Source organism: Ectopseudomonas khazarica, assembly GCF_017915135.1.
Classification (GTDB): Bacteria; Pseudomonadota; Gammaproteobacteria; order Pseudomonadales; family Pseudomonadaceae; genus Aquipseudomonas; species Aquipseudomonas khazarica.
Genome location: NZ_CP068551.1, coordinates 1,911,456 through 1,933,633 on the forward strand (window position 1 = coordinate 1,911,456; position 22,178 = coordinate 1,933,633).

General features: G+C 63.4%; 23 protein-coding genes. All 23 read left to right on the forward strand.

Annotated features, from left to right (window positions below; translation table 11 throughout):
• Nucleotides 1–168 precede the first annotated feature (168 nt).
• On the forward strand, nucleotides 169–2,409 hold the full coding sequence (locus JLK41_RS09045; RefSeq protein ID WP_210390809.1) for a virulence-associated E family protein: 2,241 nt from the start codon (nucleotides 169–171) through the stop codon (nucleotides 2,407–2,409).
• Nucleotides 2,406–2,771 carry a PA0613 family protein gene (locus tag JLK41_RS09050; protein WP_210390810.1) on the forward strand — a complete coding sequence of 122 codons (366 nt, stop codon included), beginning with the start codon at nucleotides 2,406–2,408 and terminating at the stop codon, nucleotides 2,769–2,771. Before JLK41_RS09045 ends, JLK41_RS09050 begins: the two co-directional genes overlap by 4 nt.
• Before the next feature lie 615 nt (nucleotides 2,772–3,386).
• Nucleotides 3,387–3,731, forward strand: a complete 345-nt coding sequence (locus JLK41_RS09055; protein ID WP_210390811.1) for a phage holin family protein — start codon at nucleotides 3,387–3,389, stop codon at nucleotides 3,729–3,731.
• A 125-nt stretch (nucleotides 3,732–3,856) separates the two neighbouring features.
• Nucleotides 3,857–4,366, forward strand: coding sequence for a hypothetical protein (locus JLK41_RS09060; RefSeq protein ID WP_210390812.1), 510 nt, complete (start codon nucleotides 3,857–3,859; stop codon nucleotides 4,364–4,366).
• Nucleotides 4,302–6,326, forward strand: coding sequence for a phage terminase large subunit family protein (locus JLK41_RS09065; protein WP_210390813.1), 2,025 nt, complete (start codon nucleotides 4,302–4,304; stop codon nucleotides 6,324–6,326). The genes JLK41_RS09060 and JLK41_RS09065 overlap by 65 nt, the downstream gene beginning before the upstream one ends.
• Nucleotides 6,326–6,535 (forward strand): gpW family head-tail joining protein, encoded by a 210-nt coding sequence (gene gpW / locus JLK41_RS09070; RefSeq protein ID WP_210390814.1) that lies wholly within the window; start codon nucleotides 6,326–6,328, stop codon nucleotides 6,533–6,535. The genes JLK41_RS09065 and gpW overlap by 1 nt, the downstream gene beginning before the upstream one ends.
• The gene (locus JLK41_RS09075; RefSeq protein ID WP_210390815.1) at nucleotides 6,532–8,112 is read left to right on the forward strand and encodes a phage portal protein; all 1,581 of its coding nucleotides are present in this window, start codon (nucleotides 6,532–6,534) and stop codon (nucleotides 8,110–8,112) included. Before gpW ends, JLK41_RS09075 begins: the two co-directional genes overlap by 4 nt.
• A 77-nt stretch (nucleotides 8,113–8,189) precedes the next feature.
• Nucleotides 8,190–9,440 carry a S49 family peptidase gene (locus JLK41_RS09080; protein ID WP_210390816.1) on the forward strand — a complete coding sequence of 417 codons (1,251 nt, stop codon included), beginning with the start codon at nucleotides 8,190–8,192 and terminating at the stop codon, nucleotides 9,438–9,440.
• A complete protein-coding gene (locus tag JLK41_RS09085; RefSeq protein WP_210390817.1) occupies nucleotides 9,437–9,787 on the forward strand; it encodes a head decoration protein in 351 nt (116 codons plus the stop codon). The genes JLK41_RS09080 and JLK41_RS09085 overlap by 4 nt, the downstream gene beginning before the upstream one ends.
• A gap of 62 nt (nucleotides 9,788–9,849) precedes the next feature.
• Nucleotides 9,850–10,875, forward strand: a complete 1,026-nt coding sequence (locus JLK41_RS09090; protein ID WP_210390818.1) for a major capsid protein — start codon at nucleotides 9,850–9,852, stop codon at nucleotides 10,873–10,875.
• A 54-nt stretch (nucleotides 10,876–10,929) separates the two neighbouring features.
• A complete protein-coding gene (locus tag JLK41_RS09095) occupies nucleotides 10,930–11,154 on the forward strand; it encodes a hypothetical protein (RefSeq protein ID WP_210390819.1) in 225 nt (74 codons plus the stop codon).
• A gap of 2 nt (nucleotides 11,155–11,156) precedes the next feature.
• On the forward strand, nucleotides 11,157–11,483 hold the full coding sequence (locus JLK41_RS09100) for a hypothetical protein (RefSeq protein ID WP_210390820.1): 327 nt from the start codon (nucleotides 11,157–11,159) through the stop codon (nucleotides 11,481–11,483).
• Nucleotides 11,483–12,043 (forward strand): phage tail protein, encoded by a 561-nt coding sequence (locus JLK41_RS09105; protein ID WP_210390821.1) that lies wholly within the window; start codon nucleotides 11,483–11,485, stop codon nucleotides 12,041–12,043. The genes JLK41_RS09100 and JLK41_RS09105 overlap by 1 nt, the downstream gene beginning before the upstream one ends.
• Nucleotides 12,040–12,504, forward strand: coding sequence for a hypothetical protein (locus tag JLK41_RS09110; protein WP_210390822.1), 465 nt, complete (start codon nucleotides 12,040–12,042; stop codon nucleotides 12,502–12,504). The genes JLK41_RS09105 and JLK41_RS09110 overlap by 4 nt, the downstream gene beginning before the upstream one ends.
• Nucleotides 12,501–12,689, forward strand: coding sequence for a DUF7210 family protein (locus JLK41_RS09115; RefSeq protein ID WP_210390823.1), 189 nt, complete (start codon nucleotides 12,501–12,503; stop codon nucleotides 12,687–12,689). Before JLK41_RS09110 ends, JLK41_RS09115 begins: the two co-directional genes overlap by 4 nt.
• Nucleotides 12,682–13,425, forward strand: coding sequence for a phage tail tube protein (locus JLK41_RS09120; RefSeq protein WP_210390824.1), 744 nt, complete (start codon nucleotides 12,682–12,684; stop codon nucleotides 13,423–13,425). Before JLK41_RS09115 ends, JLK41_RS09120 begins: the two co-directional genes overlap by 8 nt.
• 77 nt (nucleotides 13,426–13,502) lie before the next feature.
• The gene (locus JLK41_RS09125) at nucleotides 13,503–13,868 is read left to right on the forward strand and encodes a hypothetical protein (protein ID WP_210390825.1); all 366 of its coding nucleotides are present in this window, start codon (nucleotides 13,503–13,505) and stop codon (nucleotides 13,866–13,868) included.
• 55 nt (nucleotides 13,869–13,923) lie between these two features.
• Nucleotides 13,924–14,235, forward strand: coding sequence for a hypothetical protein (locus JLK41_RS09130; RefSeq protein ID WP_210390826.1), 312 nt, complete (start codon nucleotides 13,924–13,926; stop codon nucleotides 14,233–14,235).
• 101 nt (nucleotides 14,236–14,336) lie between these two features.
• Complete coding sequence (locus JLK41_RS09135) at nucleotides 14,337–17,714, forward strand: tape measure protein (protein ID WP_210390827.1); 3,378 nt, start codon at nucleotides 14,337–14,339, stop codon at nucleotides 17,712–17,714.
• Nucleotides 17,715–17,754: 40 nt separating this feature from the next.
• Nucleotides 17,755–18,264, forward strand: a complete 510-nt coding sequence (locus tag JLK41_RS09140) for a hypothetical protein (protein WP_210390828.1) — start codon at nucleotides 17,755–17,757, stop codon at nucleotides 18,262–18,264.
• Nucleotides 18,265–18,267: 3 nt separating this feature from the next.
• Nucleotides 18,268–19,992, forward strand: a complete 1,725-nt coding sequence (locus JLK41_RS09145; RefSeq protein WP_244976487.1) for a hypothetical protein — start codon at nucleotides 18,268–18,270, stop codon at nucleotides 19,990–19,992.
• 2 nt (nucleotides 19,993–19,994) lie between these two features.
• Nucleotides 19,995–20,447 (forward strand): hypothetical protein, encoded by a 453-nt coding sequence (locus JLK41_RS09150; protein ID WP_210390829.1) that lies wholly within the window; start codon nucleotides 19,995–19,997, stop codon nucleotides 20,445–20,447.
• The gene (locus JLK41_RS09155) at nucleotides 20,440–22,176 is read left to right on the forward strand and encodes a hypothetical protein (RefSeq protein WP_210390830.1); all 1,737 of its coding nucleotides are present in this window, start codon (nucleotides 20,440–20,442) and stop codon (nucleotides 22,174–22,176) included. The genes JLK41_RS09150 and JLK41_RS09155 overlap by 8 nt, the downstream gene beginning before the upstream one ends.
• The last annotated feature ends 2 nt before the right edge of the window (nucleotides 22,177–22,178 follow it).

The window sequence follows — 22,178 nt, forward strand, 5'->3', positions numbered from 1 at the left end:
GCCTGAACCAATGTGGCGACGATGAGCGCGTTGCTCTGTACCTGGTTGAGCCGTGTGAGTGGCGCGTAAGGCGTGCGCAGCAAGAGAAAGCCCGGCTTGAGAGCGAAGTGTCTCTGCGCGTTGACGCCGCGAACTGGCGTGCCTACTGCGCTGATAGGGAGGTGCTCAATGACTGACCGTCACGAACTACTCGATGACGTGCTGGCCCAGCTGCAGGCCGGCGACCTCAAGCCGGAAACGCCGCTGGTGATCGGCAAGCGCACCCGTTGCGAGGTCGAGGGCGACAAGGCACCGGAAAAGACGGGCTGGTATGTGATCTATGAGCATATGGGCTCGAAGGGCGAGACCTTCTACTGCGGCGCCTTCGGTGACTGGCGCTCGGGCGAGAAGGGCAGCTGGCAGAAGATCAAGCCGAAGGGCGGCAAGATCTCGGCCGAGGATCGCGCCGTCATGAAGGCCCGCGCCGAGGAAGGCCAGCGCAAGGCTGCCGAGGCCGAGCAGAAGAAGCATCGCACGGCGGCGCGCCGTGCCGCTGGCATCTGGAAGTATCTGGAGGAGAAGGGGCACTGCGCGTACCTGGACGCCAAGCGCGTAGGCGGCTTTGGCCTGCGCTACAAGCGTAAGTCAGGCACGGCGCTGGTGCCCATGCGCAGTGTGAAGACGTGGGATATCGTCGGCCTGCAGGTGCTGTTCCCGGCTGTGGTGCCGAAGCTGGGGCGGAACAAGACCTATTGGCCGTATGGCCTGGAAAAGGAAGGGGCTGTGCACCTGCTCGGCCCGGAGCCTGAGCCGGGCGACACCATTCTGGTATGCGAGGGTTACGCGACGGGCGCAAGCCTGTACATGGCCACTTCGCTGACGGTGGCGGTGTGCTTCGATGCGGGCAACCTGTTGCCGGTGGCGCAGGGGCTGCGGGTGCGCTATCCGGGCCGGCCGCTGGTGTTCTGCGCTGACGATGACTGGAAGACGGTCATTCAGGGCAAGCTGGTGAACGTGGGGCGGATCAAGGCCGAGAACGCGGCGCATATCACGGGCGGCCGGGTTGTGCTGCCGGTGTTCGATAGCGAGCGCGAGGACAAGTGGACGGACTTCAACGACCTGCACTGCGCCGAGGGGCTTGAGGCTGTGAAGCGCCAGGTGGAGGCGGTTGTGCGGCCTGCCACTGACGCGCCCTGGCGGGAGAAGCTGCAGTATGCGGAGAAGGGCGGGATGATCGCTCACCCGTACAACGTGGCGTTGATCCTGGGGAACGATGATCGCTGGAACAAGGTGATTGCGTTCGATTCGTTCAGCTCGAAGATCCGCAAGTTGCGCACGCCGCCGTATGGGGGCAGCGCCGGGGACTGGAGCGACCTCGATGACATCAAGGTGATGAACTGGCTGGCCGAGACCTACGGCCTGCGGGTGAAGACTGCGCATGTGGTGGAGGCGGTGAACGCGGTGGCGCATGACAATGCGTTTCACCCGGTGCGCGAGTTCCTTGATGGGTTGGAGTGGGATGGCTCGCCGAGGCTGGAGACCTGGCTGCAGCGGCACCTTGGTGTGGCTGATGGCGAGTATGCGCGCAAGGTGAGTAAGCGCTGGCCGTTGTCTGCGGTGGCTCGGGTGTTTCAGCCGGGCTGCAAGGCGGACTCGGTGTTGATCCTTGAGGGTGCCCAGGGCGCGGGTAAGTCGACCTCGATGTCGATCCTTGGCGGGCTGTGGTTCATGGATACGCCGTTCAACCTGGGCGACAAGGATGGCTATCAGGCGATCCGGGGGAAGTGGATCGTGGAGCTGGGCGAGCTGGATGCGTTCAACAAGGCAGAGTCGACGCGCGCCAAGCAGTTTTTCTCGGCCTCGGTGGATACGTACCGGGAGAGCTATGGGCGACGGGTGCTGGATGTGCCGCGCCAGTGCGTGTTCGTGGGTACGACGAACCAAGATGAATACCTGAAAGACGATACGGGCAACCGGCGTTACTGGCCGGTGATGTGTACGAAGGTGGCACTGGACGGCCTCCGGGCCGAGCGCGATCAGATCTGGGCCGAGGCGGTAGCTTGTTATCGCGCCGGGCACCCTTGGTGGGTGGAGCGTGATGAGGCTGAGTTGTTCGCAGTCGAGCAGGACCAGCGCTATCAGGCGGATATGTGGGAGGAACCCATCATCGCGTATCTGAGCCAGCCGACTGCCGGCGAGAGCGTGACGGGGGCGCAGATCCTTGAGAAGGCGTTGAACATCGACCCGAGCCATTGGGGTAAGCCGGAGCAGATGCGGGTGGGCAAGATCATGCATCGGCTCAAGTGGCCACGGCGCCGGCAGAGCAAGCCGGACAGGCCAACGGGCTCGCGTGGCTATGTGTACATGCGGCCGCCCGAGTGGAAGAAGGGCGCCAAGCCGCAGCCACCTCGACAGGAGACCGCATTTTGATTCCTGAAATGGATGACATGTTGAAGCTGTGGGCGCTGGATATGCATGGCGGGCCGCCTAGTGGTGGCTCGGGCGGCTCAGTGCTGGGGCAGTTGATGGACTGCAAGGGCGAGCTGATCCGTGGATCGCGGGGTGGGTCGCGCATGCTGTTGCCGTACAGCGCCGACATCGAGCTGATCGTGAACAAGCATCTGGACGCGCAGCTTGCCGTGGTGGTGCGTGAGCACTACCTGGTGCGTGACCCGCATCGAATGGATAGCCAGAAGTACAGGGCGTGCCGGTGCAGCCAGGCGCAGTTCTATCGTCATCTGCATGCCGCACACGTGGCGATTGCAGGTATGCTGCTGGAGCGGGCGGCGTGATCTGTCGCACCGCCCCGGCTTGTCCCGCCCGCGTTTTTGCTGGCGGGACTTCTACAGCCCGCGCCCCTGCTGGGCTTGTCTCTCCGTCCCACCTCCCACACACACCCGCACATGAGGCGGGCAGGCAGGAGCACGCGCGCGCGTTACGCGCAGCGTTTATTAATCTCTCTCTATACACGAGAAGATTAAAAATAAGTGGGACGGTGGGCAGCGCCTTGTTTTTGCTGGGGGTTTTGCGTCCTGCCTGCTGGTGCGGTAGTGAGTCCGGTAGGTCGTTGGCCTGCGGCGCTGTAGCCAGTTTCGGTATATGTCCGTTTTTTTCCGGTGCGTTGCCGCCGATTGCAGGGGTGGCAGGGCGTCCCGCTTGCTGCCATGAGAATGGAGGGGTATAAATCAGCCATCTTCGAAGAAGTGCGCTTAGGCGGCTTCTCAACAAACCCGGCCACCGCGCCGGGTTTTTTGTTTATGGCGCCCCGGTGGTCGTGGCGCCTTGCCCAGGGACGGGCTACCTATCACGAGCCTCGGCAGTTGCCGGGGCTTTCTTGTTTGTGTCGGCGGTAGGCAGAGCTGCTGGCCAGCCCGGTGACGTGTCGGGCGTTTTATTCGAGGTGCGGTATGACGCAGGAGCAACAGCAGGCCCTGGCAGAACTTCCGCTGTGGGTGGTCGTGGTTATCTCGGTTGTCGCGGGGTTCTCGGGCGAGATGTGGCGAGCCGACAAGGCAGGGCTGCGCGGCTGGGACCTGGTGCATCGGGTTGTGCTTCGTGCTGGGGCTTCGGTGGTATTCGGGCTTAGCACGCTGCTCCTGATCTGGGCTGCCGGCGCGCATGTGCTGGTGGCTGCTGCGGTGGGCTTCGTGGTGGCGACCATGGGCGCCGACGTAGCCAGTGGGCTGTACGAACGCTGGCTGGCCAAGCGTGCGGGTGTTGGCGAGGTGCGCAGTCCGGATGATGCGCCGTGAGGGGCGGGTCCTTCCTGGCACCCCCTCGCCATGCGGCGACGTAGACCGCGATGTTTTTGCAGATAGACGGGCGCATAGGGGGTTCCGCTTCCGGGCCTGTCTATTCCGGTGCTTGGGAGTCGTTCATGCCTTCACAGAAAGAGATTGCTCAGCACTTGGACATGAGCGAGCGTAACTGCCGCGACGTGCTCAAGGCGCTGGACATCGATTGGACGGTGTCGAGCCTCGATGAGATCCGCATCGCCTACATCCGCGACCTGCGCGAGAAGGCAGCGGGGCGCGGCGGCAGCCAGGTCGAGGCTCTGAACAACGCCCGCATTGAAGAATCCACGGTCAAGGCTGCCAATGGGCGCCTGACATATCACGAGAAACTGGGAACGCTGGTACCGGCTGCAGACGCTGCGCTGGCTTTGAAGGACTGGGCAGGCTTCGCCAACCGCGAGTATCAGAGCGGTGTCGAGAAGATCGTCCAGCAGATCGAGGCCGAGCACCAGGTGACGGTCGACCGCGACGGGGTGAACCGCATTGCTGGATCTACAGTCAGCCGAATTGCAGGCTATGCGGATAAACTTGGCCGTCGTATTGCTGGACGCGGCCCAGCAGTTCAACCCGCCGAAGGATCAGCCGACGGCTGAGTACATCGAGAGCGAGTTCTACCTGCCGGCCGAGGCTGGTGTGCTGCACGGGCTCTACGAGTTCTACTACACACCCTACTTCCTGGGCGTTGCTGCTGCCCTGGATGATCCAGACGTCAAAGAAGTCGACCTGATGAAGGCGGCTCAGATCGGCTGGACCTATTTCATGATCGCGGTGCTGTTCAAGCGCATCACTGGTCGACCGATGCCGATCATGGTGCTGTTCGCAAAGGAAATGGACGGCAAGAACTTCCATGATGAGAAGCTGGTGCCGGCCATTCGTGCGAACGAGCCAGTTGGTCGCCTGGTGGATGTCGAGACGGCGAAGAAGTCCGGCAACCGCTGGAATCACAAGGGCTTCCCTGGAGGATTCCTCAAGCTGGTCGCGTCCAACTCGCCCGGTAACGTGAAGTCGACGTCGAGCGTTGGCTTAGCCGTGGTGGAAGAGCCTGACGACACCAGCGACGACGTGAAGGGGCAGGGCGATGCTATCGGCCTGCTTGAGGAGCGCGTCAAGCGCTACCCTGGGTCGAAGACTGTCGTCGGCGGTACGCCATCGCTCAAAGGGCTGTCGAAAACCGAGCAGCGGCTGAAGCAGACCGATCAACGGGTACTGCCCATCATTTGCCACGGCTGCGGGGACAGTCACGTGCTCGACTTCGAGCACATCACCTACCTGAGTGGTGATCCTGATAAAGGTGACGTGCCGCATGAGGTGTACGGCTACGCCAGGCCCGAGACAGCTCGGTATGCCTGCCCTCACTGCGGTGAGATGTGGGACGACAACCAGCGCAAAGAGAACATCCGTCGCACGGTGTATGAGGCCGTCGAGCGCGGTGACCCCATGTGCGGCTGGGTGGCTACGGCGCCGTTCTACGGCAAGGCCGGCTTCATGGAACTCAGTGAGCTGTATGCCTGCCTGCCGGGAACGTCGCTCGCCGACCTAGTGCGCGAGCAGCTGGCCGCCGAGAAGCTGGCCGACGCCGGCGACCCGAAGCAACTGATCAAGTTCGTCAACCAGAAGCAGGGGCGTCCTTACGAGTACCGCACCGATCTGCCCGAAGCCGACAAGCTGCGGGAGCGTTGCGAGGAATACCGCGAACTGGTGGTGCCTGGCGGCGGCTTGATTCTGTTCCTCACCGTCGACGTTCAGCACGACCGCATTGCGTTGATCTTGCGGGCGTGGGGGCGAGGCGAGGAAAGCTGGCTGGTGCTGTGGACTGAGATCGCTGCGCAGAGCGGCACCTCAGACAAAACCGACCCGGTGTGGGCGGAGCTGGACCGCATTCTGTTTGGCTCGTACTCGCATGCCAAGGGTTACCGCCTGCATATCAGCGCGGCCAGCATCGACTCATCGGACGGGCAAACCAACGATGCGGTGTATCACTACGTGCGCACTCGCAAGAAGCGCCTCGCCAAGCTGCTGGCCATCAAGGGCAGCACCAACGTCGATGCCGAGATCCTCACGGCTCCGCGCAAGATCGACCTCAACACCAGTAGCACCAAAGCTTCGCGTTATGGCCTGCAGGTGTACATGGTCGGGGGCACCAAAGCGAAAGACCTGTTGTTCGAGCGACTGAAGCTGACGGGCAGCGGCCCAGGTCGCATGCATGCGTACAAGGGCGTGCGAGCGGACTACTTCGACCAGCTGCTGGCCGAGGTCAAGGCGCCGAGCCGCAAGCACGGCGGCAAGAAGGTCTACCAGAAGAAGGCCGGCGCGGCCAACGAAGCGCTGGACTGCGAGCAGTACCAGATTCACCTGGCGCGCTACATGCGCTTGCACCTGAAGAAGCCTGAGGACTGGGACGACATCGAGGCCGGCTTGATGCAGGTCGACCTATTGGCCGAGGCCGATGACCAGGTGCCGGTGACCTTGGAGCCGGAAGCAACTCAACCTGCTGCTGCCAAGAAGGCAGTCAGCCTGGCCGACTTGGGTCGGCTGATGAACGGAGACGACTGATGGCTACCCTGCAGCAACTCAATGAGGCACGCGAAGCGCTGCACCTGCTTGTTACCGGTCGCAGCACTGTCAGCGTGCAGCGAGACGGCAAGATCGTCTGGTTTCAACAAACCAACCGGCGTGACCTTGAGAACTACATCGCCCAACTGGAGGGCCAGCTGGGCGTCGGCGCGCAAGGCCGGCGCCGGCCGGCGCGAGTGATCGTATGAGCAAGGTCCAGATCCTGGCGCCCAACGGGTTGCCGGCACGCGAACAGCTCAGTACCTGGCAGGGTGCGGGCGGCGGGTTCGGTGGCCAGCTAGAGCGCTGGCAACCGCGCTTGCAGACGGTAGACGCCGCACTTTTGCCCAACCTCAAGCTGGGCAACGCCCGCTCCGAGGACGTCACCCGCAATAACGCTTTCGCGGCGAACGGGGTACAGCTGCACATCGACAACATCGTCGGGCACCTCTTCCGGCTCAGCTACAAGCCGCGCTGGCGAATGCTCGGCATCACCGACGCCGACGCCCGTGCGTTTGCGCAGGATGTCGAGGCTTGGTGGTTCGAGTTCGCAGAAGACCCGGTTGGCTGCTGGCTCGATGTTGAGCGCAAGCGCACCGCGACCATGATGGTGCGCGAGGCAATCGGCACTCACACCCGGCTCGGCGAAGTGTCGGCGGCCGCTGAGTGGATCGAGCGCCGAGGCACGCCGATGCGCACCGCCGTGCGCATGGTCAGCCCCAAGCGCATCGGTAACCCGGGTGAGCGGGCGGACACCGCTAGCCTGCGCGCCGGGGTCGAGTTTGACCGGAACGGCGTGGCGATCGCCTACCACATCCGCCAGCTCAGTCCAGGCGGCCTTGGGTTGGGCACTGGGTACGGCGGTGAGTGGCGGCGCGTTGAACGCGAGGCAGCCAATGGGCGCATCAAGTTCATCCACGTGTTCGAGCCAAGCGAGGACGGCCAGGCCCGTGGCGCCAACCAGTTTCTCACGGTGCTGGAGCAGAGCCACATGCTGCCCAAGCTGCAGCACACCAAGTTGCAGAACGCCATCGTGAACGCCATGTACGCGGCGACCATCGAGAGCGAGCTGGGCAACGACGCGGCCATGGAGCTGATCGGCGCGGGTGATGAGCACGTCGACAAGATCGCCAAGTACATGATGGCGGTGAACAGCTTCAACAGCGGCAGCAAGCTGGCCCTGAACGGGGTGAAGATTCCGCACCTGTGGCCTGGCGAGAAGCTGCACTTGCAGACCAGCGGCAACGTCGACAACGGCTATGCCGAGTTTGAGTCGAGCATCCTGCGCTGGATGGCGGCAGGGCTGAATCTGCCGTATGAGCCGTTTGCCAGGGACTATCGGCAGAGCACCTACAGCAGCGCGCGCGCCTCGATGATGGAGGGGTGGCGCTACTACATGGGCCGGCGCAAGGTCATTGCTGCTCGTTTCGCCACGCACCTGTTCGTGCTGGCGTTCGAGGAGGCCCTGCAACGCCGCCTGTTGACTCTGCCTCGCAAGGCGAGCCGTGGTTTCTACGAGGCGCGCGCCTCGTGGTGCAACTGCGAGTGGATTGGCTCCGGCCGCCTGGCCATCGACGGGCTCAAGGAGGTGAAGGAAGCGGTGCTGCGCATCGAGTCCGGCCTGAGCACCTACGAGAAGGAGCTTGCTCTGCTGGGTGAGGACTATCAGGAAACCTTCGCGCAGCAAGTGCGCGAGATGAACGAGCGCCGCGAGGCAGGCCTGCCGCCGCCGAGCTGGATGCTTACGCAAGAACTGGCGCCGGATCAGACCGAGCCGACCGAGTAGGGCACACCATGAACTATCCGCAAATCGCCAGCCGGGTGCTGAACACACCTCTGTTGCTGGAGCCGGCGTATGCCCGCGTGTTCTTCAGCGCGCTGGGGAGCCGGCTGAACATCGCCGAGCTGAAAGACGAGCAGGGCGCCATCGACATGGGGCAGAAGCTGCGTGTGGATGCCCGCACCTACAACAAGACCCGGGTCAACGGCTGGGGTGAAGAAGAGATTCTGTTTCAGGTGGTGGATGGCATCGCCCTGTTGGATGTGAAGGGCACCCTGGCCCACAAGTCCGGCTACCTCAAGCCGTACAGCGGTATGACCGGTTACGACGGCATCATCAACCGCTTCGCAATGATGCTCGCCGAGAGCGACGTCAAGGGCGTGTTGATGGACATGCACACGCCTGGCGGCGAGGTGTCCGGCTGCTTCGACACGGCAGATCGCCTGCGGCAGCTTGCCCAACAGGCTGGGAAGCCGCTGTGGGCCATGGCCTGTGACTCGGCGTGCTCTGCCGGCATGGCGTTGGCCAGCGCGGCGGACCGCAGGCTGATCACCCAGACCGGGTATGTGGGTTCGGTTGGTGTGGTGATGGCCCATGCCAGTTACGAGGATTACCTTGAGCAGGAGGGCATCAAGGTCACGCTCATCCACTCCGGTGCGCGCAAGGTCGACGGTAACCCCTACGAGGATCTGCCCGACGAGGTGCTGAGCCGTTTCCAGGCCGACACCGACGCGCTCCGCCAACAGTTCGCCGAGCTGGTAGCCCGCAATTTGGGCATTACCAGCGAGGCCGTGCTGGCCACCGAAGCTGCGGTGTTCCGTGGCCAGGCGGCAATCGACGTCGGCTTCGCCGATGCCCTGGTCAACGGGCATGAGGCGGTCGCCGAGTTCTCTGAATACCTGTCCAGCCAGGGCAGGGTCACAACCCTAGGAGTCAATCGCATGACCGGTACCAATCCCGCGCCGACTGCCGAAGCTGCGCTGCCCGCCCAGGCGGGCAGCGAGGCACCGGCCGCCGGCGATACCGCCGCTGCTGCAAGTGCCGAGCGCACTCGCGTGCAGGGCATCCTGCAGCACGCCGAAGCCGAAGGGCGCGGCAAGCTGGCCAACCATCTGGCCTTCAGCACCTCGATGTCGGTTGAAGAAGCCGGCGCGATGTTGGCTGCGGCTGAAAAAGAACAGGGCGCCACCCTCGATGCCAGCACCGCGCTGGACAAGATGATGGCCCAAGAAGAACAGCCGAACCTCACCTCGGGTGGTGGTGATGGCAAACCCAACCTGGCCCAATCCATCGCAGGCAGCTGGGCCCAAGCCACGGGAGCGAAACTCGCATGAGCATCGTCAACGAACCAACTGACAACTGGATCACCGGCTCTCACCCGTACCACACGGCGCTGGGGACCATCGCCAGTGGCGAAACCCTGGCCGCGCGGACTCCGCTCGGTCAGGTTACCGCCAGCGGCAAGTTCGTGGCCTGGGACCCTGCCGCCACTGACGGCTCTGAAAAAGCGGTGCGCCTGAGCCTGTACGCCGTCGATGCCAGTGCTGCTGATGCCGAGGCGCAGCTGATCGATGGTGGCAGCTTCAATCCCGAGCTGGTGGTGTGGCCTGACGGTGTCACCGCCGCGCAGAAACTCGCTGCATTTGTCGGCACCCCCATCGTCCTGCAGCTGCCCGTTTAACGGCGGGCAACACCTTTCCCAAGGCCGCTAAGCGGCCTTTTTCGTTTCAGGAGAACCGAACCATGGCCGCTGGCTACGATACGACCACTCTGCTGGGTGTGAAGCAGATCCTGCCGAAGTTCACCCCGCTGTTCATCCAGATGTTTTTCCCCACCGTGGCCACCTTCGGTACCGAAGAAGTGGCCTTCGACAAAATCAAGAAAGGCGTGCGTCTGGCGCCGTTCGTTTCGCCAATGGCCTCGGGCCGGGCACGGCGCGAGCGTGGCGGTCAGCTGCTGACCTTCACGCCGGCTTACGTCAAGCCGACCGACCCGGTGAAACCAAGCCGCACGCTCAAGCGCCGCCCAGGTGAAGCCCTGAACGGCGAGTTGAGCCCTGCCCAGCGCATGGACGCGATCCGTGCCGACATCCTCAACGACCACGAGCAGGAGATCGTTGCTCGTGAGGAATGGATGGCCGTTCAGGCGGTGCTCACCGGTAAGGTCGTGGTCGAGGGCGAGGACTACGAGTCCCAGGAGGTCGACTACGGCCGCAGCCCGGAAAACCAGGTGGTGCTGGCCGGTGCTGCCAAGTGGGACACCGTCGACCCGGAGACCTACGACCCGACCGACGACCTGGAAGACTGGGCAGCCGAAGCCAACGGCACCGTCAGCGCTTTGGTGATGGACAAAAAGGCCTGGCGCCTTTTCAGTCGCTTCAAGGCGGTGAAGGAAAAGCTGGATACGCGGCGCGGCAGCACCTCCCAGCTCGAGCTGGGCCCACAGCTGGAAAAGGAAGTCATGCGCAAGGGCTTCTTCGGCGAGTACGAGATCATCGTCTACACGGGCAAGTACGAGGACGGCGAGGGCGACAAGATCAACTACATGCCCGACAACACACTGCTGATGGCACCCGCCAGCGCGGACAACGTCATCGCCTACGGCGGTATTCAGGATGCCAAGGCTAACGCCATGGGCATCGTGGAAACCACTCGCTACCCGAGCAACTGGTTCACCGACAACCCGAGCGTCGAGTGGCTGCAGACGCAGGCTGCGCCGGTACCGGCGCTGTTCGACGCCGATGAGTTCGTCGTCATCACCGTGGCCTGACCGGCCGCCATCTGAACAGGCCGCCTGATCAGGCGGCCCATGGAGCATGCACGCATGGCCAAGTACATCGTAAAAGCCACGATCCAGACCCTGGAGAAGGGCAAGAAACTCGTCATCAAGCCCAGTGCCGAGCCACAGGAAGTGCCCAAGGCTCTGGTGAAGGAACTGCTCGGTAAGGGCCTGATCGTCGAGTCCGGCACTGGTAGCGCGAAATCCGGCGCTGAACCTGCTGCACCAGGTGCTGGCGACGGCACTGGTGATGAAAACCCGGGCGACTGACCATGAGCAGCGACTTCGACCGACTCATGCGGCGCGCTGATGACAGCCTCTTCCGCGTGTTCGGGGAGGATCGCTGCCAGGGCAAACCGACCTACACGCCGCCCAATGGCGCGGCGTTTGGTTGCGAGGTGATGCTGGGCCGCGACGTAGCGGTGACCGGTGCCGACGGCATGTTTCGCTCGGTGAAGATCGTTGCTTCGCTGCGTACCCACCAGGTGCGCGGCAAGCGCGGCGGACTGCTGGAGCTGGCCGAAGGCCGGTTCAAGCTGCACGACTTCATTGACACCGACGGCATTGTCGAGCGCTGGGAGCTGCTGGAGGTGACCTGATGGCCGGTTATGACAGTGTGCGGGTCGAGTTCCGTGGTGATGCCGCCCGCTTCGATGGCGCGCCGGACAAGCTGCGGCGAGCCATCCAGCTGGCACTCAACACCGTAGGCCGCAGCACGCGCACCCAGAGTTGGCGCGAGATCCGCGACGAAATCAACCTCAAGCCCAGCTACATCCAGAAGGAAGTCAACTTCATACCCGCCACGCCGGAAGACCTGCGCGTGATCATCTACGCCCGCTCGCGTGGCGTAACGCTCAGCCAGTTCCCGCACCGCCAGCTGTGGCGGCAAGGGAAGAACGGCAAGCGCGTAGCGGCCGGCGTGCGGGTGGATGTTGGCAAAGGCTGGACGGAGCTGAACGAGGGCGCCTTCATCGCGCCCATCGGCCCCAAGGGCGGGCTGATTGCCGAGCGTATCGGCAAGCCCCGGTTGCCGCTGGACGTGCTGCACGGCCCGTCGCCTTCGCAGGTCCTCAACACCAAGCTGGAAGACATCGGCGCCGACGCTGAGCGCAAGCTCGAAGCCGAGACCGAACGCCAACTGAGGCGCATTGACCTATGAGCAACCCCATCAAGCAGGCGGACCAGTCCCTGGTCGACCGCCTCGGGCAGATCACGCCTGCCAATGGCTACCTGACGGACGCGGGCACGCGCATCAAGGAAGGCTGGCTCAGCGACCTGATGAAAGACGATGACCTGGTGTTCCCTTTCATCGCCCTGCAGCCCGGCCTGTATGTGCCGGGCGATGACGCGGGAGATGCGCGGGAGCTGCGCATCGGGCGGCGGGTAGTCGGCGCAGTGCAGGGCGGCGACAACTACCGCCAACTACTCGAGGAGCTGTATTGCGACATCGCCCGTTGCGTGATGGTCGGCGGCGGCACGCCCAACCCGTGGGGTCGGCCTGGCCCGTACAAGGTCAGCTTCGAGCCCGCCCAGCTGTTCCCCCCTGGTGACGGCCTAGCAGCCGGCACCCTGCTGTTCCCCCTGCAACTTCACATCGTCATCAGAGGTAGTGACACATGAGTAAGACCAAAGCGGCCGAGAGCGGCCAGATGGAAAAGGTCGAGGTAATCCTCGGCAAGGCCCACACCCATGGTCGTCAGCGTTTGAAGGCTGGCGACAAAATCAAGGTTACCGCTGAACAGAAGGCCTGGCTGGAAAAGCAGGGTGTGATCGGCGGTCAGCAGGAGGAAGTGACCAATGGCTGATCTCCGCGGCGCCTTCCTCGGCGCAGGCAAACAGTACATCGAGGACCTCGACGACCCGAAGGGCCTGATTTTCATCGGCAACTGCAACAGCCTCAGCTATGAAGCGCAGGTGCAGGAGATCGAAGAGCAGGACTACACCACGCCAGGTGGCGGCCTGGACGCGTCGGTGCAGCGCATTCAGTCACTGACGGTCTCCTACAATGCCCGCCACTTCAAGGCTGCGAACATGGCGCGCGCCATGTTCGGCAGTACCGCCGACGTGGCCGCCGGCACCGTCACCGCCGAGCCCCACACTGCCTACCCTGGCGCGCTGCTGATGCTGGCCAACCCCGGCGCCACCGACGTTGTGGTCACCCCGGAAGCAGGCGGCGCCGCGCTGGTGCTGGATACCGACTACACGCTGGACCCGGCCGGTTTCCCGGTCATCATCGAGGGCGGCGCGGTGACCGATGCAGGGATGGCCGTAGAGGTGGACTACTCGTACGCCAAGCACGCTACCATCCAGGCCCTGGTGCGCTCTGGCAAGCGCTTTCGCCATGTGTTCGTTGGCCTCAACGAAGCGCGTAGCGGCAAGCCGGTGGTGATCGAGTGCTACCGCGTCAACCACTCTCCGGCCAGCCTGAGCTTCATCGGCGACGAGTTCCAGGGCATGGAGTTCACCGCCAAGGTGGAGAAGGACGCCACCAAGGTCGGCACCGGCCTGTCGCAGTACATGGTGATCAAGGACGTGGAGTGATCGCCCGGCCAAGGATGGCCTGGTTTCGGCGTTGGCTCTAATGGGCTAGAGTCCCTGCCATAGCAATGGGAGGGATCATGAGAATCACATCAGGGACATTCGGAATCAAAGGCTCGGCGTTCATCGGCGGCGGAAGGCTGCACGTTGAGTCATCGAAGAAGGCCAGTTACAGGCCTGAGCAAATCCGCCGGGTTGAGGCGGGCGAAGTATCCGACAGGCAGTTCAGCCTTGGTCGGGCCCTGCTCGGCGCTGGCTTGCTCGGGCTGTTGCTTGCTCTCGTAGCTGGGCCGTTGGGGCTGCTTGCTGGGGTGTTCCTCGGCGGTCTCGGCGGCTTCGCCTCTGAGAAGCATAACGCCGCAGAGGTCGAGTTCGACGACGGCAACTCGGTGCGGCTCATCTGTACGGATCGAGCCCTCAATAAACTGATCAAGTTCAAGGGCTGAGCCCGCAAGAACACGCAACCCGCTTCGGCGGGTTTTTTATTGCCCGGAGATTGATATGAGCGAAGGCGCTATTGGTAGGTCCGTCATCAAAACCATTAGCGGCGGTGTGCGCGTTTGCTGCATGGAATTGACCGTTTCCCAGGTGCGGGGGCTGCTGCAGCCAAGGCCAGGCGGCGACGTGGTAGACGAGCTGTTGCTCGAGGATCTGCGCCTGCCGGACCTGCCATTGTTCACCGGCCTGAAAGTCGAGGAACTGGAGCAGATGCTGCCCAGTGACCTGGAACAGTTGGTGGACGGCTGCAAGGAGGCAAACCCCAGTTTTTTTCGGCTGCTGGCCAAGGCGGCCAGCCTGCTGAAGCAAGCCTGAGAGACCTGGATAAGTTGGCTTGCCAGCTGGTTCGGCTTGGTCATCACGGCGTTTGGGCCTACCCGTGGTCTTTGTTTCTGAACGCAATCAAGGGGTGATGTATGGCTGACGTTGAGCTGAGATTGGTTGCGGACGTCGATAACGCCGTGAAGGGCATCGGCAGCCTGAGCAAGGAGTATCAGGGGCTGGTGAACCAACTGGCGAAGCCCCTGCGCCAGGTGAATGCCTTCCGTGAGTTGGAGAGCAGCCTGGAAGGCACTGAGCGGCAAACACGGTCGGCGCGTGACCGCGTGCGCGAGCTGGGTGATGAGCTTGCGCGGACTGCTGAGCCGAGCAAGCAGCTAACGGCGCAGTACCGAGATGCAGTGAATGAGCTGCGTCGGCTGGAGCGCGCGGAGGGCTCGGCCCAACAGCAGCTGGCCCGCCGTCGACGCGAGCTACAAGCTGCTGGAGTTGATACCCGCAATCTGGTCGCCGAACAGCGCCGTTTGGGGCAGGAGCTGCAGGGCGCGCTTGGTGCAGGGCAGGCGGATCAGCGGCTACGCTCGGCGCAGTCCAGCCTTGGTGTTGGCGAGATCGAGCAGACCCAGCGGCAGCTGGTGGAGCTGCGCAACGAATATCGCCTGGTCATGGCTGAAGGTGACTTGTCCGCCAAGCAGCGCGCCGAGGCTGAGGCCAACTACCGACGCAGCGTCACGCAAACCCTCGCTGCGCTGCGGCAGTTGCGTGCTGCCTCGGCGCCTGGGCCAACCCGCAACGATGCACAAGCTGCCCTTCAGGCTGAAGCGGCAGCTGCCGCCGATGCTGCCGAACAACAGCGCCGCCTGGATGCACAGCGTACCCTCGGGGTGGGGCGGATCGAGCAAACCCAGCAGTCACTGGTTTCGCTTCGTGCCCAGTACCGTGAAGTGATGGCGGATGCCAGCCTGTCTGGTCGTGAGCGATCGGAGGCAGAAACGGTTTATCACCAGCGAGTCCGCCAGACCCTGACCGAGCTGCGCAACATGCGCGCCGCGATTGCCGACCAAGGCACCCAGGCGCAGCGGGCGGCCGCTGCTGAACTGCAGCGTAGCCAGGCGGCACGGCAAGGCATCCGTGCTCAGTCTGCCGCACTGGCTCAGTTGGTCCGTGAACAGCGTGCTGCCGGCTTGGAGGCAGCTCGGCAGAACCTTGGCGTAACCCGGTATCGTGAGCTGCAGGGCGAGATCGGCCGGGTTCGCACGCAGTACCAGTTGTTGCGCTCCTCTGGCAAGCTGACCACGCAAGAGTTGGCCATTGCTCAGCGCTCGATGACCGAGCGTGTGCGTGAAACTCAGCGCGCCTTGCGCGAGATGAACGCCGAGCAGCGCCAGGCAAGCGGAGTGTCACGCTTGGCTGGCGGCATGGGTGGGGCGATTGGTGCGGTGGGCGCCGGCTATGCAGCGGTCTCTGCCATATCTGCGGTTTCCCGTGCCGCCGATGCCTACAACCTGATGAACGCCCGTCTGCGCCTTGCCACAACCAGCCAGGATGAGTTCAACGTCGCCCAGCGCGAGCTTAGCCGCATTGCCCAGGAAACCGAGGCGCCAGTTCAGTCGCTGATCACGCTCTACGGGCGTATCAGTCGGCCACTGCGTGAGGCCGGTCGCAGCCAGCAGGACATCCTCGCTGTTACCGAGGCGGTTTCGACATCATTCCGGGTATCCGGTGCCACGGCGCAGGAGGCTGAGAACGGCGTCATCCAGTTTGCCCAGGCGTTGGGGGCGGGTGCGTTGCGGGGCGAAGAGTTCAACAGCGTCGCTGAGCAAGCGCCGCGTTTGATGCAGGCCCTGGCCGATGGCATTGGTGTGCCTGTTGGCGCGCTGAAAGAGATGGCGGCGCAAGGCGAGCTTACTGCCCAGGTAGTGACGGATGCCCTGACTGGGCAGCTTGATACGCTGCGGCAGGAAGCGGAGACGCTGCCTGATACAGTAGGTGGCGCGATGACCAAGCTGGGTGATCGCTGGCGTGAAGGAATCGGGCAGGCAAATGTTCAGCCTCTAATCGATAGCATCAACAGTCTTGGCCGGACGCTGAGCGATCCCGTTGTGGTCGATAACCTGGTGAAGTTGGCGTCCGCACTCGCATCTCTGGCGGGTACCGTGGTTGAGGGGGCCTCCGAGTTCGCCGACTTCGGAAAGCGCATCGCCTTCATTGCTGCGAACTCTCAAGGCTTGGTTACTGAGCTGGACAAGGTCGACCAGCAGATCGCTGATCTTGATCGGAGCCTTGCCGGTACTGGTTTGAGTACGACCATCGACGGTTTGCTCTACAGCAAAGAGGAGCTGCAGGCGAAGCGAGATTCGCTGGTCGCGTTTCGAGCTTCAATCGTTGAGCAGCAGTCTGGGCTCAATGCTGAAGTAGAGGCCTTGGCCAAAGAAGCAGCTGACGCGGCTGAGGCGGCGCGAAGCCAAGAGCGAGCTGACTACGCCACCTACATCGCCAACATCGAATCCCTTCGTAAGAGCCAGATCAAGGCAGCTGAGAAGGGAGCAAAGGCCCTGGTAAGCGCCGAGAAAAAAGCGCTCACCGACCTGCAGAAGGTGCGCGACGATCGCCTGAAGATCGAGCAGCGGTACCAGGAGGCGCTGGCCGGCTTGGGTGGTACCGGTGAGGCCAGCTACAGCTCTGCACAGGACCTGAAGATCGGGGCGCGCAACGCGCTGGCCAATGGTGATGTGGAGGGCGCCCAGCGCCTGGCACAGCAAGCGCTGAAGATGCTGCAGGACCTGGCCGCCGCCGGCGAGAACACCTACGGGTTCACTGGCTTCATCAAGGAGCTGCAGCAGATCGAACTGGCGGCAAACGACCTGGAGCAGAGCAACGCCGAGGACAAGCTGGCCAGCATCCGCGACGAAATGCAGCAGCTGAAGGACCAGGCGGCGCAGCTGAAGGACCTGCCGGTATCGGTGAAAACCGATGACGCTACCGTCGAGCAGGTGCGCTCGACCATTGAAACCCTGGTTGCGCAGTTGAGCCAGAAAGAGGTGGTGATCCCGGTGCGCGTGGTCAGCCCTGACGGGCCGATCATCAAAGATCTGGTAGCGCCTCAGGACACGGTCATTCGTGATCTGCAGGTGCCACAGTTCGCCACTGGCGGGATCCTGCGCGGCCCGGGCACCGGCACCAGCGACAGCATCCTGGCGCGCCTCTCCACCGGGGAGGGCGTCATCAATGCTCGAGCTGTGCAGTACTACGGCGCGGACCTGATCCACCAGCTCAACAACCTGCGCACCCCGCGCTTCGCCACGGGCGGGGTGATGGGGAACGTGCCGGTGCCGTCGATTCCCTCTCTGGCCCCTGAGCTTCAGCAGCAGCTGGATGGCCCTGTGTTCCCTGACCTGGGGCGTCTGCTGTTGGAACTGGGCGGGCATGAGGCGACGGTCTATGCCTCGCCACAGGAGGCACTGAACCTGCAGCGCCTCGCCAACAAGTTCGGCCCAAGCATGCGCCGTCGATAGCCCGCCCAGTGCGGGCTTTGTTTTTTCTGGAGCCCCATCAATGAGCAACCCACGGATCATGCTCGGCGGTCTGCCGCTTGAGCTGCATGCTGGTGTGCCGGTCGAAACGCTCGAACCAGCCGGCGGCGGCACCTTGCACCGCATGAGCGACGGTGCGTTGGTCAAGCAGACGCTGTGGCAGAAGTACCAGGGCACCATCAGCGCAGAAGGCTGGATGCCGCCAGGCCTCGACGGCCTCGACTACAGCGGACCGCTGGAGTTGCGGAGTACCAAGGTACAGGCCGTCGGCGGGCCTGGACTGGTTTACGCGCTGCTCGGAACTCCGCGCCCTGACTTCCCCGCGTGGGGCCTGGCTTTGGTGGGGCGCGATTGGGTGAGGACGCCCTGCAGCGTGGTCGATGGAGTCGCCACGCTCACGGAAGTGGAAGGCGCAACCGCCTACCGCGTGTGCTGGATGCCCGTATTTTCGGTGTTCTGTGACCGCCCATCTGAGACGCAGAACAGCGCCGGCAATACGCACAGCTGGCAACTGACCTGGCTGGAGAACTGACCCATGTTGATCGGAGCACAGCCGCTGGCCAGCGGCCCGCTTGCTGTCGCCCTGGGTGACGCCTACGAGCCGGTGAACGTGGTGCGAGGCCAGAGCTTCAACGCCCGCGTGCGCCTGCTGATCGACGGTGAGGATTTCACCGACCGGGTAACCGGTGAGCTGGACGTGGATCGCGAGGAGGGCGCCGCCGCCGCTGCCGGCTTCGTCCTGCTGATGCCAGAGGAACCGATCAATCCGGAGGACTGGAAGGGCAGGGCCGTTACCCTGGACTACATCAGCCGCGACCGCTATGGCGTGGTGACTGAGGTGCGCCTATTCACCGGCGCCCTCAAACTGCCGGCCCTAGACCTGACCTGGAACCTGTTGGCCTGCGAGTGCAGCGATCGGCTACAGCAGCGCGTCGAGGCCATGGCGATCGATGAGATTGATGCACTCACAGGTGGTGTGTGGTCGTCGGACTTGTTCGAACCCACGACGGGGCGCAGCCACTGGGAGTATGCCCAGGAACGCATGGAAAGCCGCGCAGCCAGCCTCGATTGCGCAACTGATGGGTCGCTGCGGGTGACCGCATGGCGGGCAGCCAGTACGCCGCACTTTGTGTTCGGGCTGGGCACGACGTTGCACGAGAGCGTGCAGCTCGACCCAAGCGATCTGGATGAGGTCACCAACCGCCTGGAAATCGAGGCCGCTTACCGATTCCCCCGGCTGTGGCAGCACGTTCAGGGCTTCGGCTGGTCGCACCCGGAGTACGGCAGCACCGGCATCTCTGGATTCTGCCAGTGGCGAGCATGGACCAGCGAGCTGCCGACGACGGAGATGATCACCGATGCCATCAACGGCGCCGGGCTGACGTTGATTGGCGGGGTCGGTGGCTTCAAGTTGCCGCTGAACATGGCCGACCCATGTGGTGATGGGCAGCCATGGCAGAACAGTTTCGACAATCTCTGGCTCAGCGCCACGGCGACCGGTGCGCGGCGCTGGGTGCAGCAGGTAACCGAGAACTACAAGCTGTTGCTCACCGCTGCCGGTGGCGAAGACGAAGCCACACAGGTGATCGCCCGTGACAGCGGCAGCGTGGCCATCGAGAGCAGCCAGGCTGACGAATGGGAGTCGAACAGGCCGGTGGCGGGCCTGCCGGCGGCTACGGACCTGACCGATGAAGCGCGGCGCACCGATGCGCTGCGTACGTTGATCCATGGCGGGGCGGTGCAACTGCTGAGCGCACACCGTGGCACCACGTTGAGCTGGCAGACGCCGACCGACCTGGCCTTGGGCGTGGACCTGGTCCACACCCTGCGCCTCGAGGATCGCGCCATGGCGCAGGGCAAGTGCCGGCGCATCCAGCATCGCATCGACATCGCAGCCGGCACGGCCATCACCACGATCAGCGTTGCGATCAGCCGTGGTGGAGGCGAGGGCGATGCGCTGACAACGCCTGCCCGGCCGGACACCAGTCTGCCGCCGATCACAGGTTCGCCGATTCTGAGTACGCAGCTGGGGGGGCGGTTGAACAACCCCATCACCGGTGCGTCGATCCCGCCGTATGACGACTCGCGGCTGGGCTTCTCGGGTAACTGGACCGTGGCCGACGACCTCACCGCCGAGCAGTTCCCCAGGCGCTTCGAGGTTGAGGCCGTGGAAATCCCCGAGATCTACCGCGATGAAATGACCGGCGAAGTAACGGCCCACTACCGCGTCGCCATCCCCAACGACCTGCTGGAGCTGTAGCTATGCCGACACCTGCTGATCAGCGCCGCGCCACGGCGGAAGCCCTGCAGCGCAGCCGCCAGGGCACGAGCGAGGCCAGCCGCCGCGCTGCCGGAGAGGCCATGGTTGCGCGCCGCACCGGGCGCAATGAGGTTGACGACATCAATGCGCTGGTCAGCCAGCCCAGGCAGCGGCGCTCGCTGCCTGCTGTTGATCCGCGTGGGAGCGTGCCCGCGCAACGCGGGCGTGGCAACTACGCCGCACCGCAGAGCACGGGCGGTGGTATTGCCGCACCGTTAACAGAACGATTGCGCGCCGGAGGTAAGGCCGATCGGGCGTATTACCCGGACGGTGTAACGTTCTATAGCAATGACTACATGCTGGCTGTGCAGATTCAGCCGCTGCACACCCTCACAATGATCGATGCTGACGGCGCAGAAGTGCCGTTCGTGTTCGGAGTGCCCGGCGATGTATGACAGCCCGCTTAATGACTGGCGCCCCGGCAAGCTTTTGCGAGTGGGCTTTCCGTGGCATGGCAAGGTTGAGCTTGATACAAATTTCACCGGGCTGCCTGCGCGGCTGCAACTGCCGAATGGGGCCGTAATGCAACTGCCATATGTGCCTTCGGCCTCAAGCGTGGGGCGCTGGCAGTCCGGCAGTACATTCGCGTTTAGAGACCCGCGGGCCATTGCCGTAGAGCTGAGTGAGACGGAAGCGGAGCAAGCCGAAGCCGCAGGTGCGGTTTGGCAGCCAGAGGTCATCATCAACGAGCTTCAGATTGCTGGCGGTGTTCAGCACAGGGCTGATCCACTGACTTGGTTCGTTTACCACGATGGTGAAAAGAACTGGATTGCATCTGTTTCTGCGTCGCTGAGCATCAACTTCCAATCAACGCCCGTGATCAAGCGAGGTGACGCTGAGACTGAGCGGGCCAGCGTTTCGGCAACCCGCACATTTGAGCCCGGTGCAGACCAGTCACCAATCACGGTTTTTGGCTCGGGATCGGTAGTGGTGATCGATGCGCTACCAGATGGATCGCGCGTGCTGCTTGCAAAGATGGCGGTGCGTGCCGGGGGGAGCGACAACGAGTGGAAGCAGCGTAATGAGCGCTGGGAAGCTGTTGCGTTCTATGAGCTGCGTGTCTCAGGTCCCGGCTCTGCGCCAACCGCTGTTGTCGACCTGCTGTACGGCAAGGCAGATATAGAGGCCGGCTATTCGTATTCAGAGACGAATGCGCTGGGGCGGTGGACGGCCATTGTCGCTACAGGCTTCGAGTGGTCGACATACGCGGCTGGGGAGACGGCGATCTCTAGCGCGACATTCCCCCTCGATGACGCGGGATCGTTCTCTGGCGCGGCCTGGTACGAAAGTGGAAGCTTGATCAGGCGGGAAGAGCAGACCCGCGTCGTTTCAATGTACTACGGGCCTGATAAGAGCATCCGCCGAATCGTCTACCAGTACGCCTTAAGCTCGGACATGGTCTACGACACCAGCTATGGCGGCGCTAGCCAGCCAGCCATTGGTGAGGGTCAGGGAGGCCCGGTTTTCGGCATTCGCTTGATCTCGCCTGGGTATCACGAGCACACGGTGACAGAGCAGCGTCAGATCACTTCATCGCTTACCGCATCACTTATTGATGATGGCGTTTCTGTTTCAAGTATCACCAGTACCGGCTCTTCGACAAGCGAGCGACACATGGTGACAACTGTCGAGGTTGAGGCCGGCGACGATGGGAACGCTTTCACATCTCTAACGGGAACAAGGCAGGTTGCCGGAAGCTGGGAGCGAACAACGGAGTTCGATGGCGAGGTTGTCGATAGTGTCAGCGGGAGCGCATCGGGTAGCAACTGGAACACCGCTATCCGGGACGTAAGCCCCGTGAATCTATCCCAGTCGAACGCCTGGAGCGGTGGGTGGGGAGCCGAGTTCGAGCTTGATGCGAACCCCGGCTATCAGACCCGACGTATGTCGATCATTCCGCAGCACTACACGTTGCAGATGCATTGCCTCGGCTTCACGGTGTGGGACGTCAACAACGCCAAGCCCTACAACATCACAAACACGCTGAGCACCGTTGCGTGCCGGGGCCTTACCGTCGCGGGTCGGCGCACCGGCCCGCTGCCTGCCAAGGGCTACTTCGGCAGCCACAACCCGGTTACAGGCCAGACGCTACGCGACACCAGCACGCCCATCACTTACATCTGAGG

Excerpts from the sequence above, each read along its gene's own strand:
- JLK41_RS09045 (WP_210390809.1), top strand. The coding sequence starts at position 169 with ATGACTGACCGTCACGAACTACTCGATGACGTGCTGGCCCAGCTGCAG.
- JLK41_RS09055 (WP_210390811.1), top strand. The coding sequence starts at position 3,387 with ATGACGCAGGAGCAACAGCAGGCCCTGGCAGAACTTCCGCTGTGGGTG.
- JLK41_RS09060 (WP_210390812.1), top strand. The coding sequence starts at position 3,857 with ATGCCTTCACAGAAAGAGATTGCTCAGCACTTGGACATGAGCGAGCGT.
- gpW (WP_210390814.1), top strand. The coding sequence starts at position 6,326 with ATGGCTACCCTGCAGCAACTCAATGAGGCACGCGAAGCGCTGCACCTG.
- JLK41_RS09075 (WP_210390815.1), top strand. The coding sequence starts at position 6,532 with ATGAGCAAGGTCCAGATCCTGGCGCCCAACGGGTTGCCGGCACGCGAA.
- JLK41_RS09085 (WP_210390817.1), top strand. The coding sequence starts at position 9,437 with ATGAGCATCGTCAACGAACCAACTGACAACTGGATCACCGGCTCTCAC.
- JLK41_RS09090 (WP_210390818.1), top strand. The coding sequence starts at position 9,850 with ATGGCCGCTGGCTACGATACGACCACTCTGCTGGGTGTGAAGCAGATC.
- JLK41_RS09095 (WP_210390819.1), top strand. The coding sequence starts at position 10,930 with ATGGCCAAGTACATCGTAAAAGCCACGATCCAGACCCTGGAGAAGGGC.
- JLK41_RS09100 (WP_210390820.1), top strand. The coding sequence starts at position 11,157 with ATGAGCAGCGACTTCGACCGACTCATGCGGCGCGCTGATGACAGCCTC.
- JLK41_RS09105 (WP_210390821.1), top strand. The coding sequence starts at position 11,483 with ATGGCCGGTTATGACAGTGTGCGGGTCGAGTTCCGTGGTGATGCCGCC.
- JLK41_RS09110 (WP_210390822.1), top strand. The coding sequence starts at position 12,040 with ATGAGCAACCCCATCAAGCAGGCGGACCAGTCCCTGGTCGACCGCCTC.
- JLK41_RS09115 (WP_210390823.1), top strand. The coding sequence starts at position 12,501 with ATGAGTAAGACCAAAGCGGCCGAGAGCGGCCAGATGGAAAAGGTCGAG.
- JLK41_RS09120 (WP_210390824.1), top strand. The coding sequence starts at position 12,682 with ATGGCTGATCTCCGCGGCGCCTTCCTCGGCGCAGGCAAACAGTACATC.
- JLK41_RS09125 (WP_210390825.1), top strand. The coding sequence starts at position 13,503 with ATGAGAATCACATCAGGGACATTCGGAATCAAAGGCTCGGCGTTCATC.
- JLK41_RS09130 (WP_210390826.1), top strand. The coding sequence starts at position 13,924 with ATGAGCGAAGGCGCTATTGGTAGGTCCGTCATCAAAACCATTAGCGGC.
- JLK41_RS09135 (WP_210390827.1), top strand. The coding sequence starts at position 14,337 with ATGGCTGACGTTGAGCTGAGATTGGTTGCGGACGTCGATAACGCCGTG.
- JLK41_RS09140 (WP_210390828.1), top strand. The coding sequence starts at position 17,755 with ATGAGCAACCCACGGATCATGCTCGGCGGTCTGCCGCTTGAGCTGCAT.
- JLK41_RS09145 (WP_244976487.1), top strand. The coding sequence starts at position 18,268 with ATGTTGATCGGAGCACAGCCGCTGGCCAGCGGCCCGCTTGCTGTCGCC.
- JLK41_RS09150 (WP_210390829.1), top strand. The coding sequence starts at position 19,995 with ATGCCGACACCTGCTGATCAGCGCCGCGCCACGGCGGAAGCCCTGCAG.
- JLK41_RS09155 (WP_210390830.1), top strand. The coding sequence starts at position 20,440 with ATGTATGACAGCCCGCTTAATGACTGGCGCCCCGGCAAGCTTTTGCGA.